Below are 15,969 nucleotides of genomic sequence, written 5' to 3'. Positions count from 1 at the left end.
CTATAATAGTAGTTCAACATTAAATTACATAAGTAGAAAATCTAAAAGCTAATATGGAAAGAGGTTTATTGTGGTTGCCCTTATTGGGTGCGTTTATTTGGTTAGCTTGGGCAGGTTGGAATGAGTATCAAAAGTTGGAAGCTTACCGGAGTTGGGCTGAATCTTTTGAGAAGGCTAAGTATGATATTTACGCTGTGTTGGGTTTTGATGGTACTAATAATATAACTTGGGGAAAACCAACGCGCAGTGGACCGATAAATTTGCAGACTTTTTCTTTGCAGGATGTGCGATCGTTACAATTATTAGTTAACAATAAAGCTATAGATATAGAATACCCAGTAAGTCAGGGCAAAGTAGTTTTGGAGTTTATTATTTCTGAGTCTAAAAAGATTAAAGTTCCGTTTACAGATATTGATTTAGCAATTAATTGGTATAAATATTTAGATTCTATTTGGAGGGTTTTGGCAAAGGAGTCAGGATATCTAGAAATAGAATAAGGAAAAAAGTTGAAAATTTGATTCCATATTCACCATCTTCCCATCTCCCCAACCTCCTGGGAGTTATTAGGGGTGTGTCCCCACACTTACCGAAAAATTGTGGGTATGCGCCTCCCCTTTTAAGCCTTTTAAGGGGATAATAAGCGGTCGTTTGCGCAGCATTCCGTAGGATGGGATGGCGCCATTCGGAGCGGGTCTGCAAGAACGGGTCTCCTCGCTATATCCAATCGACTCCTGTGAAGAAAAATTTTCATCTCTTTGTCAATCCTCTTCTTTTCAAGGAGAGGTAATTATTCATTATTCATTATTCATTATTCATTATTAATTGTTGAATCTATATTTTTAAATATATCCCAAATGGGTTCTATAAGGAATACCTGGCACGAGAGCAAGATGCTCCCACTGTCCTCGTAACAAAAGTAATGGCAATGCACGATCGCCCATTTCTGTTTAACCATATCCCTAATAATTACCTAGAAAATATGACTATAATATCAAATCCAGTAGTATTGGTATAATTAGATAGTTAATTAGGAGTCAGGAGTCAGGAGTCAGAAAGGAAGAGAATTTAGAAATATTTGTTAACGGGTGAATATGATTTTTTTTTATACCGAATTAAACATATTTGATATAATAACGCATTTATTATTGTTTATATTGAAGCAGTAAAATTGATTTGTTTGTTATCAAATATTGATGTATTTTTTTTACTGAATAATTAATAATTAAATAATTAAATAATTAAACAATTCGGCTAATTCCGCCTCCCCTTTAAAGGGGAAAAAAGCGGTCGATCTTCGCAGCTTCCCCGTTGGGTGGGATGGCGCAGGTTTCCTGCGACATATCCAATCAACCAAGAGAATAAATTTTTTCCTTATTTGTCAATCCTCTCCCTAAAAGGGAGAGGTAATTATCAATTATACATTATCAATTATCCATTAATGAATCTTTATTCCCTACTTCCTAAATAATATTATGTCCGGATAATTAGTGATCAAAAAACTTTCTCCTTTTCCTTCTTCTTTCTTTCTTCTTCTTTTTCCCTCCTGACTCCTACGTCGTTTAGTTATCAGTATTCAACCAGATATGATATAAGTAATATAAGTACTTTTTTCTATTCCCTATTCCCGATTCCCTGAAAAAAAAATGGTATTAAAATTTTTAACAACAGTCAGTAAGGCCGTGGCAGCGGCAGCTAAATTTGTCACTCCCCATGCCAAAAAAGATGTCATATCTACAACTATAGTTACTACAGAAAATTCAGCAATAGCAAAGCTAGAAAAAAATATTGAACTAGAACAACTTAAACTGCAATATATCCAAAATATAGATAACTTTGATTGGCCAGAACTTAGTCAAGCTAATACCCAAGAATTACAAGCATTTATTCAACTTGCCGAAAATGCCAAACTCCAAACCAATATAGATTTTCAACGATGGCTATTAGAACAAGAAAAAATAATTCAAATAGAACTATTAAAACAAAACTATGAACTCCAACGAGAATTAGTTACCTATCAACGGGAAACTTTTCTACAAGTAGTAGAAGAACAAAAAAGATTAGAAAATTCTCCCATTTGGTTAGTTGCTACTGACATTCTCAACTCTCATCCAGGGGAAAAAATTATGCCCCTAAGAGTTTTTTTTGCTCCGCCAAAACTGATATTTGATAAATTTGAAGCAGCGAATAATTCTTCTGATTTTTTCCCTGACCTAGAATTAACTTTAGGAGAAGGTTTGCGACAATTTTTCAGAAATTATACAACTCGTGGCAGAGAAATAGACTTTTTAGCAGGAGCTTGGGTAAGTAAATCTTTTCATAGTGAAGCCAGTATTAAAGCTTTATTTGCTGTATTAAAATCTCAGCCAACTTTAGTTTTAGAATCAGAAGTTAATGGCAATTATCTCAACTTTAGAATTGCTTATTGGAGTTTAGGTTGGTCGAAATATCGTTACGATCCAGTTATTTCTAAATTGCCATATCAAGATATTTTATATGAATCTGCAAAACTGCGAGCGCGTCGATGGCTGGCTATTAGAGCTCAGTTAATTGCTACTGGAGAAAAAACTAAAAAAATTGATGAACTTTATGGTGGTAATAATTTAATCAACATCAAAAAATTACAGCGGGAGCAAAAATTTAGAAAGGCAGGAATTGACATTAGTGAGTTAGATATGAACTACATTGTCAATCAAAAAGATTTTGAGGAACTAGGGAAATTTTTAAGTATTTATCATTGTATATTTGCAGGTTTAGTAGCAGATGAATATTTTTTAGTTGAATATAATCTCCCTCCTATTTTGCCAGAATTATTACCCGATTTAATTAAAAATTTACCAGAATCTCCAGAAGTTGATGAGATGATGGAATCGGTGATTTTATATTATCAAAAAATTTATCAAGCTCTGGAAATTCAGCGTTCTGCTTGGATACCAGAATTGACTTTAGATTTAGCTCAAAGTTTGGCAAATTTACAAAATAAAGTTTGGGCAATGACACAGATTGTAAATTCCTTGAAATATTGGTTAAAGTCACGGGGTTTGTCGTCAGTTCCAGAAGAATTAATTTTGCTATTGGAGGCAATAGAATCTGTAGTAAAAGCAGAAGATTTGGAATATGTAAATAAATTAAATCAATGTTTAGCAGCCATTGGTGAAACTAGGCAGTTAAATATAATGAAAATTTGCTACAAACGAGCAGTAAGTAATTTTAAAGATGAAGATTATTTAGGGGCTATTAGTGATTTTGATCAAGCAATAAAACTGAATAAAAATTGGGTTGAAGCCTATTATAATCGTGGTTTTGTTTATGCAGAAATCGGTCAAGAACAAGCAGCAATTAATGATTTTACCCAGGCATTACAGATAAATGAAAATTGGGTAGATGCCTATAATAAACGAGGTGATGCCTTTAATCAATTAGGGCAATATGAACAGGCGATCGCTGACTATCAACAAGCATTAAAACTACGACCAGACTGTAAAGATGCTCGGCGAAATTTAGGCATTGTCCAGGGAGTTGTTGCAGAAATAAAACGCCAAAAACAAGAAGAAACAAAACCAGTATCTCCTCCTGTTCAACAAACACCAAAACAACGGGAAAATAAACTAGAAAATTTTGTTGTAACTAATGAATTTCAGGCACATTCAGAAGGAGTAAGTTGTCTTGCCATCAGTCCAGACGGGCAAATATTAGCTAGTGGTAGTTATGATGATACTGTTAAGTTGTGGCAGTTGAGTACTGGAGAAGAAATTTCTACTTTTACAGAACATTCCGACGATGTGGAGTCAGTGGCATTTAACTCTAATGGCAAAATATTAGCTAGTGGCAGTTACGACCGCACTATCAAACTATGGCAGTTGAGTACAGGCAAAAAAATTCGTACTTTGCGCGGGCATTCCAATGATATTGAGTCCTTAGCATTTAGTCCCAATGGGCAGATATTAGCTAGTGGTGGCGACGATAACCAAATTAAGTTGTGGCAGGTGAGTACGGGTAACGAACTTCATACTCTCACTGGTCATTCTCAGAGGGTTTGGTCTGTGGCGTTTAGCAATGATGGGCAGATGTTGGCAAGTGGCAGTGGTGACAATACTATTAAGATTTGGCATTTAGCTACAGGGCAAGAAATTAAAACTCTCAGGGGGCATTCTGGTTATGTGAGCGCAGTTGCGTTTAGTACTGACGGTGAAATATTGGTGAGTGGCAGTGATGACAACACTATTAAGTTATGGCAGTTGAGTACGGGTCTGGAAGTAGCTACTTTGACTGGGCATTCCAAAAGTATTTGGTGTTTAGCAGTTTCGCCAGATGATACTTTGCTGAGTGGGGGTGCGGATAATATGATTAAAATATGGCAGTTGAGTACGGGTCTGGAAATGGGTACTTTGACTGGTCATGCTTTGGGTGTTTTAGCTGTAGCAATTTCTCCTGAAGGAGATTTTTTGGTGAGTGGGGACGGTGATGGTTGTATTAGGGTTTGGCGATAGGTTGTTTGCACTCAGGAGTAATATCATGTCCGCTTGAATACTTACACCTTGGTGAAGGGAAGGCAGAAGGATTTCTGGCAATTTTGATTTAATTTTATACACAAACTATGCTACCGGACATGATATCAGGAGTCAAGAAGGAAGACGAGAAGAAAGTTTTTGATCGCTAATTAGGGTTTGCGCTCATAAGTCTTATGGGTGAGGGTAGGAGACAGGAGACAGGAGACAGGAGACAGGAGAAATGGGAATTTGGAGGAGGTAGGAGCTAAGTTTTGCCCCAAGATTGTTCTGCCCAACTCTTGACCAAAATCCTGAATTTTTGAACCATTACCACCTAAAACCTCGCACCCCCTCCAGACCTAAAATTGCTCAAACTAATACCAGTCAATACTTTGATATTTAATCAGCAAACCCTAATTAAAACTCACATTCCGCACTTCAATTTGTAACATTAAAAGTAGTAGAAAAATCCGTAACTTGGTAAGTATTTATACTATATAGCTCCTACATTTGACCTTTCTCAGCAGTCATATCAAATCCGGTTAAACAGCCATAGAATGGTTAAGTTAGGAGGAGTCAGGAGGACCGAGTCAGGAGGACCGAGTCAGGAGGAGAAAGAATTACAAAGATAAACATTGAAGATTTTTTTTATGTCCAATTAACCGGATTTGATATTACTTGTTCTGTTTGTTTACTTACATCGTCGGTATAGACTATTTGATTGATTCTAGTGTCGATCGCTATTTGACCTGATACAAAAATCATTTGACCTGTGGTAGCGATCGCTTGATTATATGGACTAATATCATGTCCGGTTGAATAGTTATAAATAAAAATGGAGGAGTAATGAGTAATGAGTTATGAGTTATGAGTAATGAGTTATGAGGAGGGAATTTTAAGCTATAAATTGAAGAGAAAGTTTTTTTATCACGCTCTTATCCGGACATGATATAACTGCTTCGGGTGCTTTGTCGGTTTTGATTATTTTGCCTTTCTACTAGGTTAGGTGTTATTGTTTCTATTTTTTGTTGGTTATCGCTTGGTGTTTCTGCTTTGGTAAATTCTTCATCATTCGGCATTATGGTATCAGTAAAGTCTGCATCTTTATACTTTCCACCCATAAGTTTTAGCACCAGATAAATTGGCTTTAATCAGATTAGCTCCTTCTAAGTCAGCTCCGATCAAATTTGCTCCTTGTAAATTTGCCCTTTCTAAATTTACTTCTTTGAGAGAAGCTTTTTTAAAGTTTGCATTAGTAAGGTCTGAGCCAATGCCACATCACTATATAATATATAATAGATATAAATATCGATAAAAATTAAAGACTATGAAACTGCCAAAAATTATTACTATTACCCTTTTAACAATTGCCGGATTAACTACGCCAATTCTAGCAGAAAATGCCAATGATATCCGAAGATTTTTAGATAATCCATCAGCAGTTTGTCAAGGATGTGACCTTAGTGGAGCTGACCTTAGTAATATCAGACGACGAGGTGCAAAACTTAGACAAGCTAACTTAACAAATGCCGACTTAAGCAAAAGCAATTTTAGTGGTTCTTACTTTACTTGTGCTGACTTAGCTGATGCTAACCTGCAAAATACTAACCTCCAATGGTCTAATTTAGTAGATGCTAATCTCCGTGGAGTTGACCTCAGAGGTGCTGACCTCAGCAAGACTGATTTAAGTGGTGCTATTTTCGAGGGTGCTTTAACAGAAGGGGTAATATTAGAAGGAGCAAAAATGCCTGATGGAGCAACTATTTATGATGGCCGTGGTTTAGAGTCATTTCAGCCTAGACCCATTTTATCTCAAGCACGAGTTCAATGTCTGGGAGACCAAAAATAATGGGTAGTGCTGCATACTCATGGTAGAGGGAAATGGGGAGATGGGGAAATGGGGAGATGGGGAAATGGGGAGATGGGGAAATGGGGAGATGGGGAGATGGGGAGCGGAAAAAACTGTGAGTAGGAAAGAAACCGAAATACATCCTCTCTCTTGGTCGATTGGATATGGGGAAGTCTCCTCGCCATCCCACTCTACGGGAAGCTCCGAAGATCAACCGCTTTCTTTTAATTGGAACTGAGGTAATAACAGTTGACATCATTAGGTAATTTGTCCCAAGTTTTATCAATAGACATCTGTTCATTAATGGATAATGGATAATTGATAATTGATAATTACCTCTGGTTAAAACCGTTCTTGATTGAATATAAGGAGATATTATTTCTTCTCTTGGTCGATTGGATATGGCGAGGAGACCTCGCCATCCCACCCTTCGGGAAGCTGCGAAGATCGACCGCTTTTTTCCCCTTAAAAGGGGAGGCTTTAAACCTGAATTATTTAATAATTAATAATTAATAATTAATAATTCGGTAAAAATCGAAAATCAAATCAATTCTCACACATAAATTATCAATTCTTTCCCCCTCCCCCTCCCAGGAGGGGCGAGGGGTGGGTTCCCTACTGCCTACAGCAAAGCTGCCTACTGCCTATGGGTGGAGGAGATGTCTAATATCATTACCGTTGCAGGACTGCCAAATAATCTTAATTGTTGAAGTTTGGTTGAAGAATAAAACTTCAAACTCTTAATATAAAATTACTTCAAATTATGATTAATTAGTTTGGTATGAGAGCTGATTTATAGACTGAGTTGAAATTCCTTTCTAGCATGGGTTTGTGGAAAATTATGCCCTAGGGGCTTAGATAGTGTCAAACCCTTACACTGTAAAGCATTTATCCTCTCAAGATTTACTTTATAAATCAGCTCTGAGGTCTGGAGATAGTGAATTGTTTATAGTGTAATGAATGGTTAAATAATTTGATATTATAGGCTTTGTGAGAATCCCCTATTCCTCTCCCCAACCTAAAATTTATTTGTTTGTTTTTTCTTTTTACCAAATAATTAAGCTTGAAAGCTTCTACGCATCAAGAATAAAAAAATCATTTTAGTCAATCCTCTAATTTTAAGGAGAAGTAATATCATGTCCGGATAAGAGCGTGATAAAAAAACTTTCTCTTCATTTATAGCTTAAAATTCCCTCCTCATAACTCATAACTCATAACTCATAACTCATAACTCATAACTCATAACTCATTACTCATTACTCCTCCATTTTTATTTATAACTATTCAACCGGACATGATATAATTATGAATGATAATTGTTATAGGAATTGCCATTACTATATTTGACAGATAAAAAGCTTAAAACTTAGATAACGCCAGATTTTTCCTTCTTCCTTCTTTATTCTTCATTCTGCTATAATTGTTGAATATTTTCTGAAAATATGTCTATTTATTCCTCAAAATCTGCCGATCATTTTGTAGTTAATTACAATAATATTACCGCCGCAGCTAATCGTTTATTGTCGGTGGCTAATCGCACGCCTGTAATAACTTCAAAAACTGTAAATCAACTAACTAACTGTCAAGTATTTTTCAAGTGTGAAAATTTTCAACGTACAGGTTCATTTAAGTTTAGAGGAGCTTACAATGCTCTATCTCAACTATCAGAAACTCAAAAACAATCGGGAGTCTTAACCTACTCTTCAGGAAATCATGCTCAAGCGATCGCCTTAGCAGGAAAATTATTAAATATTCCCACAACTATAGTTATGCCCGACAACGCTCCACAAGTAAAAAAAACGGCTACTCGTGGTTATGGAGCAGAGATAATTTTCTATGATGTAAATGAAATAAATAGAGAAAAACTAGCTCAAAAAATTGCTCAAGAAAAAGGTTTTATAATTATTCCTCCTTATGATCATTGTGATATTATTGCAGGACAAGGTACAACTGCTTTAGAATTAATTGAAGAAGTAGGAAGTTTAGATTTACTATTAGTATGTTGTGGTGGAGGTGGTTTACTTTCTGGTTGCGCGATCGCCACTAAAAATCTCTTAAAAAACTGTCGAGTTATTGGCGTGGAACCGAAAAATGCGGATGATGCAACTCGGTCTTTTTATTCTAAAATTCTACAAACTGTATCTAATCCTAATACTATTGCTGATGGTGCTAGAACACCTTATTTAGGCAAGTTAAATTTCCCATTAATTTTGAATTATGTTGATGATATGGTGACAGTTTCAGAGGAAGAAATTTTAAGAACAATGTATTTGATATGGGAGAGAATGAAATTAGTAATAGAACCCACTGGAACATTGGCAGCAGCAGCTTTATTAGAAGGTATTGTTAAAGTTTCTGGTGTGAGAGTTGGAGTAATTATTAGTGGAGGAAATGTGGATTTAAAACAGGTGGGAGAATTGTTTAATAGGATTGAAGCTAAAGAATGGTCTAAAAAGTTTTGAAATGAAAGTTTTGCAGAGAAAGCAAACCCCCCTTTAAAAAAGAGAGGTTTTAAAAAGTTGAATATTAGAAAATTAATTATTTGAAGAAGAAGTCAGAAGTTCAAACCTGCCACTAATTGAAAATCAACTAATCTGATAATTTGTAATTGATATTAAACCAATTTATTAATCTTAGCTCATACAGAATTTTCCTGTTGAATTCTGACTCCTGAATTCTGACTCCTAAAATTCTTCCTAATGATGATGATGGTGACCATGATCGTGGTCGTGATGGTGATGATGACCGTGGGAATGTCCATGTTCCCCACCGTGACTATGACTATGAGTTTTCTTCGCTTGTGCCACTGCTAAAGAAGGATTAACAGCTAAAGCATTTTCACTCAACAACTCCTCAATATAAAGGTTAGCCCAATCAGCAGCCATCTTCAAAAATTCTGGGCGATCATTGACACAACGCATTTGACGATAAGTTACTTCTGGATATTTGCGACGTATTGCTTCAATAATATGCTCAACATCTAATAATGTTTCGTGATTTTCTGTGGCAAAACCAATAGGCATAAATATAATAGCTGTTGCACCTAATTCTATGAGGTTTTTCGCAGCAGTTTTCGCATCTGGTTGAGTCCATTCAATTAGTGGAGTATCGTGGTTTAACCAACCTACAGAAATTAAAGGAAAACGATTAATTAAACGTTCCCGCACTAATTCATAAAGTGCCTGACTTTCATCAATTCCAGAAGTAAAACCTTTAGCTTCGTGAGGACAACCATGATTAGTTAAAACAATGCCAATTTGAGATGGTAAATGAGCAACTGCTAAGTCATTAGCAATTTCTTCTTCTACCATTTTTGCCATTAAATCAATATAATCAGGTTCGTTATAAAAGGAAGGAATATAACGTTGACCTTTAATCCAATGTTCGGTCTTATCTGCTAATTTTACTAGGGCTTTATTAACTTGTTCAACAGCAATTCCACTGGTAAAAATAGAATCAACTACCAGCAAAGGATAAATCAATAATTTATCAAATCCTTCAGCTTTAATTTGTGTTAATACTTGTCCTGGTAAATGGGGAGCGCAGAAGTTAAAAGCTTTGAAAACTTTGATACGATCGCCCCATTTTGCTTGGAGATTTTTTTCAATTCCAGCTCTTTGACTTTCAAAAATAGCATTATGAGGAGAGATAAAATTGCCATGTTGATGACTCCATTCATGCAAGTCAAAAATAGCTAATAATTTGGCAATGGGAGGGTATATCCAGGTAGGAACAGGAGCAAATTTAGCAGTAAGTAAATTTAAAGCTTGTTCATTATAATTAGCAAAATCTTCATAACTTTCTACTTCACCATATCCCATTAATAAAACTGCTACTCTGTCTTTTTTATCCGATGGAGTAACTGTTGATTGTTGAATTTTTTCTGGAGTAGTAACCACGTTTTTTCCCTTGATTTTAGAAATATTAATTAACTTGATACAAGAATGTACAACAGAAACAATTTATTGGTTTATACCCTGTCAAAAAAACAAGTATAAAAATCCTTTTTTTGAGAATAGGTTTGATTGAAATATGATTGAAAAAAACCAACATTTTTCTCGAACCCGCCCCTACAACTATTGGTTTCTGTGCAACAGTAGTAGTAAGTAATTTCACTCTGGTGTTAGTTTAACACTCCCCTCCGGGGGGATGGGTACTACAATCTTGAGATTATATAAAATATTGAAGGTTTGCTTGGGACATTTAACGAAGTCAGAAGTCATATCATGTCCGGTTAAATACTTACAATGCGCGAGGTTTGAAGGCAGGAGGCAGGAGGCAGGAGGCAGGAGGGAAGAAAAGGTTAAAAGGGTAATGTTTTTTTATAACTGACCCGCCCGAACATGATATCAGAAGTTATTTTTGAACCTTCTTATCGTTTTCTTTATGGGTTTAATACCCCACCGTCACCCGCGGTGTTCAAAATTACTTGGGGTTAGAATCCCCATATAATTTCCCTTCTGTCTCCTGTCTCCTGTCTCCTGTCTCCTGTCTCCTTCTTCAATTCTTCCTTCTTCCTTCTTCCTTCTTCAAGATGACTATAGTAATTTGCCCTGGAATGCACGACCCAAAATTAACTGAGCAATTCTTGGAGGGATTATTTATCCATTGGCAAAGTCTCTCTCAATCTGGAGAGTTGTTAATTTGTCCCACTCAAGATTATTCTCCCTATTCTGCTATTGACATTTTGAACTTTTTATGTATAAAAAAACAATTAACTAAAAATGTGCCATTAATATTCATTGCCTTTAGTGCCGGAGTAGTAGGAGCAGTGGGAGCAGCTTGGGGTTGGCAACTGCGGGGTGGACAAGTCAAAGCCTTTGTTGCTATTGATGGGTGGGGAATGCCTGTAGAAGGAAACTTTCCTATATATAAGGTGAGTCACGACTATTTTACACATTGGAGTTGGGGACTCTTGGGGACTGTGGATGAAAGTTTTTATGCCCATCCATCTGTAGAACATTTGGAAATCTGGCGATCGCCCCAAACTACTAGAGGTTGGTGGTTGCATCAAAACAGTGACCAATTAGAAACAGCTTCACCAGCAACAGTTAAGGAATTTATTAGTCAAATTTTGGAACAGTATCAAGAATTTTCCAAGTAATAAATAATAGATATCTCTTTCATCATTAAAAACCTGTAGGGGCGAATGGCCATTCGCCCTTACTGTGGTCTACTGAAATGAAAACTGCTGTAAAGTATTTAACGATCGCCTAATCAAGGCAAAGAATAAGTAAGCATTCAGACATGAGTGGTCAGCTTTCCTGAATTAGTAGTTTGAGGATTCGAGTAATATTGAGTTGCGAGCAAGTAGATAATTTATTTCGTACTTTTAATTCTGTTACATCTTTCAACTCTGATTCCTCCCTCAAGGACAATTAAGTTAATAGCTGATGGCTGATAGCTGACGGCTGAATGCTTATAAGAATAAAGTATTTTTTATAGGAGCAATTTAGGGTGAAAACAACAGAAAAAACATCTTATATAAATATCAATGGCGTTGAACATTACTATGAATGGATAAAGACATCAAATTCCACAGAAAAATCCAAACCAGTAATGGTATTTCTCCATGGATGGGGAGGTTCTGGTAGATATTGGGAAAGTACTGCTAAGGAACTTTCTAGTCAGTTTGATTGTTTAATTTATGACTTACGAGGATTTGGACGTTCATGTTTACCTCAACCTTCTACTACTGAGGAAAAAACTCTTTTAAAATCATCAAAAAATCCTACAGAAAAATATGAATTAGTCGGTTATGCAGAAGATTTAGCAATGTTACTTGATGCTTTAAATTTAGAGAAAGTTTATATTAATGCTCATTCTATGGGAGGTTCTATTGCTGCCTTATTTTTGAATATGTATCCAGAGAGAATAGAAAAAGCAATCTTAACTTGTAGCGGTATTTTTGAATATGATGAAAAAACATTTACAACCTTTCATAAATTTAGTCGTTATGTAGTCATGTTTCGCCCCAAATGGCTAGTACAAATTCCATTTATGAGCCGCATATTTATGGCAAGATTTTTATATAAGTCTCTGCCAGATAGTATTAGTCGTACATTTTTAGAAGACTTCTTATTAGCAGATTTTGATGCTGCCTATGGCACAGTTTTAACTTCCGTAAGTAAAGAAGCCACAGAATGGTTGCCAGAACAATTTAAAAAATTTACAGTACCTACTTTATTAGTAGCTGGCGAATATGACCAAATTATTCCCGCAGAAATGGGTAAGCAAGCAGCAGAATTAAATGAAAAAATAGAGTTAACTATTATGCCAAATACAGCTCATTTTCCTATGTTAGAAGACCGGGAAAATTACTTACAAAGAGTGACAAATTTTTTGGCTTAGTTGAGAGGTTGTCTGAGAAGTCCTATTTGCTACATCCAAGCCCCCTAAATCCCCCAAAATTGGGGGGCTAAATTCAGTATCAAATTCCCCTTAAACTTTATAATTATTTACAAACAACTTCTAATTCTAAAGAAAGTATTTACTTCATCAAAGGAGAAATATTATCGTTTTAATATGTGGAATTAATATGTGGAAGCTAGAAACTATAAATTTCTCAAGGCCAAAGTTTTAGGAATGGTGGGTCAAGATAAGGAAAGCCAAGAGACAGAGAATTAAATTTTTAGGCGAATCGGTTTGCAATACTTTTTTGATAGCTTTTTAGGCGTTTAATAAAGCGCTCGTGCTTTGAGTTTTCTTCATACCAACAAGCAATATTTTTTTTCAATCAAGTTAATTGTGAGGAAACGAAATGGCTGTAATTAACTGGACAGGAAATGGTGACGGAAGTTCCTGGTTTGACGAGACCAACTGGGAAAATAATACAATTCCAGGTTCTACGGATGATGTAGTAATTAATGTCGAAGGGAACCGGACGATTCAAGTTGATGGTTCAGTTAATGTTAATAGCATCAATAGTTCCGAGAATTTGAGAGTAATTGACGGTGCGCTGAATATTACTAATGGTTTGACTTTAGGTTCAGGTGTGAGTTTGACAGCGGATGGAGCTACGGCGTCAGTTTTGGTAAATGGTGCGAGTAATATTGATGGGGCAAGTTTGTTTGCTGCTAATGGTGGGTCAATTAGTTTGCCTGGTTTGACTAACTATCAGAGCGGAGATGAAAGTGATACATTTATTGAAGCGGATGGAACAGGAAGTAAAATTGACCTATCATCCCTGACAAGTTTGCCTGGTGGCAGTAGTTTTGTTCATCGCAATATAAATTCTTTGAATGGTGGAGAAGTTGACCTAAGTGGAGTAACTTCTATTCCCAGTGGAGCAACTGAGATTCGAGCTAATGGCAGTGATAGTTTGGTTAATTTGTCGAACCTCAATGAGTTCATTGATGATGCTTTTGATGATTCTTTGATTGAATCAACTGGTGAAGGTATTATTAATATTGGCAACCTCACTAATATTACCAACGGCAGTTTGTCCGCTGTTGATGGAAGTATGATTAATCTTGGCAACATCACTGAGATAATTGGAGGCAGTTTGTATGCGACTAATGGTGGGTCAATTAGTTTGCCTGGTTTGACTAACTATCAGAGCGGAGATGAAAGTGATACATTTATTGAAGCGGATGGAACAGGCAGTAAAATTGACCTATCATCCCTGACAAGTTTGCCTGGTGGCAGTAGTTTTGTTCATCGCAATATAAATTCTTTGAATGGTGGAGAAGTTGACCTAAGTGGAGTAACTTCTATTCCCAGTGGAGCAACTGAGATTCGAGCTAATGGCAGTGATAGTTTGGTTAATTTGTCGAACCTCAATGAGTTCATTGATGATGCTTTTGATGATTCTTTGATTGAATCAACTGGTGAAGGTATTATTAATATTGGCAACCTCACTAATATTACCGAAGTCGATATTACTGTAGACGCTAGCGACCTTAACTTACCAGGTTTAACTACTGCTATTGGCGATAACCAATTCCAAGCTCTCAACGACGGTACACTTAACCTGGTCAATTTCACCACAATTTTAGATGGCACTCTCAATGCTATAGCTAATGGTGAAAATAGCACGATTTCGCTTCCTGGCATAAATGATACTCCCGATGATAACTTTATACCTCTAGAGGAAAATGGAGGGGATATCGTGGTTGCGGGTGAGTCGGTGACAAATTTTGTTATCGCTCCTCAGTCCAGAAGCGTCTCGGAAGGCGATCTAGATGAAGACGGCAACCCAGAAATTACCCCAGTTGAATTTACCATCACTCGATTCGGAGATAGTTCAGTTACAGGAAGTGTAAATTTCGCTACCTCTGGTAATGCCACATTAGGTACTGATTTTAATAATGTAGTCCTCAGTGGTGAGGGTATTTCTCTTACAGGTAATACGATTACTTTTGCCCCTGGAGCAAGTGAAGCTACTGTTAGCTTAGATGTGTTGGGCGATGAAGTGGATGAACCAAACGAACAGGTAATTGTCACTCTCAGCAACCCAACTGCTCCTGGAACAGCTACTATAGGTGGTAGTCCAGTAACGTTAACCATTGTTGATGATGAACTTACCCCTACCTTCTCTATTAATAACGTAACAGTTACAGAAGGACAAACCGCAGAGTTTACTGTTTCTCTGAATATTCCAACTGACAGCGATGTTACGGTTGATTTCACAACTAGCGATAACTCGGCAATCCAGGATGAGGATTACACGGCAATTTCTGGAACTGCAACTATTCCCGCAGGAGAGACTCAAGCTACAATTTCCGTTCAAACAACTGATGATTCAGAGATTGAAGGGGACGAAACTTTTAATGTCACCCTTTCTAATCCTACTTCTGATATAGTTATTGGGGACGGAACTGGAGTCGGTACAATTCAGGACAATGATACTGCACCTCTTCCCAATATTTCTATTGCTGATGCTGCAACTGTTACGGAAGGAAATACTGCAACCTTTACTGTTAGTTTAGACCAACCTGCAACAGAAGATGTGACTTTTGAATTTGCTACCAGCGATGAGGAGGCAACTGCGGAGGAAGATTACACTCCTAATTCTTCTACAGCAACAATTCCCGCAGGAGAAACTCAAACTACAATCTCCGTTGAAACTACTGATGATTCAGAAATTGCCGAAGCAGACGAGACCTTCAATGTCACCCTTTCTAATGCTAATGGAGCAACTATTGCGGATGGCACTGCCGTAGGTACAATTCAGGATAATGATGAAGCACCTCTTCCCAACATTTCTATTGCTGATGCTGCAACAGTTACGGAAGGAGAAACTGCAACCTTTACTGTTAGTTTAGACCAAGCAGCAACAACAGATGTGACTTTTGAATTTGCTACCAGCGATGAGGAGGCAACTGCAGACGCAGATTACACTCCTAATTCAGCTACAGCAACAATTCCCGCAGGAGAAACTCAAACTACAATCTCCGTTGAAACTACTGATGATTCAGAAATTGCCGAAGCAGACGAGACCTTCAATGTCACCCTTTCTAATGCTAATGGAGCAACTATTGCGGATGGCACTGCCGTAGGTACAATTCAGGATAATGATGAAGCACCTCTTCCCAACATTTCTATTGCTGATGCTGCAACAGTTACGGAAGGAGAAACTGCAACCTTTACTGTTAGTTTAGACCAAGCAGCAACAACAGATGTGACTTTTGA

Annotated in this window: 12 protein-coding genes; 8 read left to right on the top strand and 4 right to left on the bottom strand. The window is 36.8% G+C overall.

The window, feature by feature from the left end:
- Positions 1–53 precede the first annotated feature (53 nt).
- Both F6K23_RS06235 and F6K23_RS06230 read left to right on the top strand, forming a co-directional pair.
- Positions 54–497: a hypothetical protein gene (locus tag F6K23_RS06235; RefSeq protein ID WP_293152118.1), complete on the top strand. Its 444-nt coding sequence runs from the start codon at positions 54–56 to the stop codon at positions 495–497.
- 1,146 nt (positions 498–1,643) lie between these two features.
- Positions 1,644–4,487 (top strand): tetratricopeptide repeat protein, encoded by a 2,844-nt coding sequence (locus F6K23_RS06230; protein WP_293152115.1) that lies wholly within the window; start codon positions 1,644–1,646, stop codon positions 4,485–4,487.
- A gap of 648 nt (positions 4,488–5,135) precedes the next feature.
- On the opposite strand, the gene F6K23_RS06225 is transcribed toward F6K23_RS06230, so the two are convergent.
- The 3 genes from F6K23_RS06225 to F6K23_RS06215 form a co-directional block, all read right to left on the bottom strand.
- Entirely contained in the window at positions 5,136–5,291 is a 156-nt protein-coding gene (locus F6K23_RS06225; RefSeq protein WP_293152240.1) for a Rid family hydrolase, read from the bottom strand.
- Positions 5,292–5,422: 131 nt separating this feature from the next.
- Positions 5,423–5,608 (bottom strand): hypothetical protein, encoded by a 186-nt coding sequence (locus F6K23_RS06220; RefSeq protein ID WP_293152112.1) that lies wholly within the window; start codon positions 5,606–5,608, stop codon positions 5,423–5,425.
- Positions 5,592–5,759, bottom strand: coding sequence for a pentapeptide repeat-containing protein (locus F6K23_RS06215; RefSeq protein ID WP_293152237.1), 168 nt, complete (start codon positions 5,757–5,759; stop codon positions 5,592–5,594). Before F6K23_RS06215 ends, F6K23_RS06220 begins: the two co-directional genes overlap by 17 nt.
- Before the next feature lie 55 nt (positions 5,760–5,814).
- Between F6K23_RS06215 and F6K23_RS06210 the strand changes: the two genes are divergently transcribed.
- From F6K23_RS06210 to F6K23_RS06200, 3 genes are all read left to right on the top strand, one after another.
- Positions 5,815–6,336 carry a pentapeptide repeat-containing protein gene (locus F6K23_RS06210; protein ID WP_124147832.1) on the top strand — a complete coding sequence of 174 codons (522 nt, stop codon included), beginning with the start codon at positions 5,815–5,817 and terminating at the stop codon, positions 6,334–6,336.
- Between the two features lie 40 nt (positions 6,337–6,376).
- Positions 6,377–6,574 carry an isopentenyl pyrophosphate isomerase gene (locus tag F6K23_RS06205; RefSeq protein WP_293152105.1) on the top strand — a complete coding sequence of 66 codons (198 nt, stop codon included), beginning with the start codon at positions 6,377–6,379 and terminating at the stop codon, positions 6,572–6,574.
- A gap of 1,204 nt (positions 6,575–7,778) precedes the next feature.
- On the top strand, positions 7,779–8,798 hold the full coding sequence (locus F6K23_RS06200; protein ID WP_293152102.1) for a threo-3-hydroxy-L-aspartate ammonia-lyase: 1,020 nt from the start codon (positions 7,779–7,781) through the stop codon (positions 8,796–8,798).
- A 234-nt stretch (positions 8,799–9,032) separates the two neighbouring features.
- Here the strand turns inward: F6K23_RS06200 and F6K23_RS06195 are convergent, their stop codons facing one another.
- Positions 9,033–10,235: a ferrochelatase gene (locus F6K23_RS06195; protein WP_293152099.1), complete on the bottom strand. Its 1,203-nt coding sequence runs from the start codon at positions 10,233–10,235 to the stop codon at positions 9,033–9,035.
- Positions 10,236–10,870: 635 nt separating this feature from the next.
- Between F6K23_RS06195 and F6K23_RS06190 the strand changes: the two genes are divergently transcribed.
- From F6K23_RS06190 to F6K23_RS06180, 3 genes are all read left to right on the top strand, one after another.
- Positions 10,871–11,440, top strand: a complete 570-nt coding sequence (locus tag F6K23_RS06190; RefSeq protein WP_293152096.1) for a hypothetical protein — start codon at positions 10,871–10,873, stop codon at positions 11,438–11,440.
- Between the two features lie 353 nt (positions 11,441–11,793).
- Positions 11,794–12,687, top strand: coding sequence for an alpha/beta fold hydrolase (locus F6K23_RS06185; protein ID WP_293152093.1), 894 nt, complete (start codon positions 11,794–11,796; stop codon positions 12,685–12,687).
- Between the two features lie 409 nt (positions 12,688–13,096).
- Positions 13,097–15,969: Calx-beta domain-containing protein (locus tag F6K23_RS06180; RefSeq protein WP_293152090.1), on the top strand; the 2,873-nt coding region annotated here is incomplete at its 3' end.

It is taken from the genome of Okeania sp. SIO2C9, from assembly GCF_010672455.1.
Classification (GTDB): Bacteria; Cyanobacteriota; Cyanobacteriia; order Cyanobacteriales; family Microcoleaceae; genus Okeania.
The sequence above is the reverse complement of the archived record's forward strand: the minus strand, read 5'-3'. Positions and strand labels throughout refer to the sequence as shown.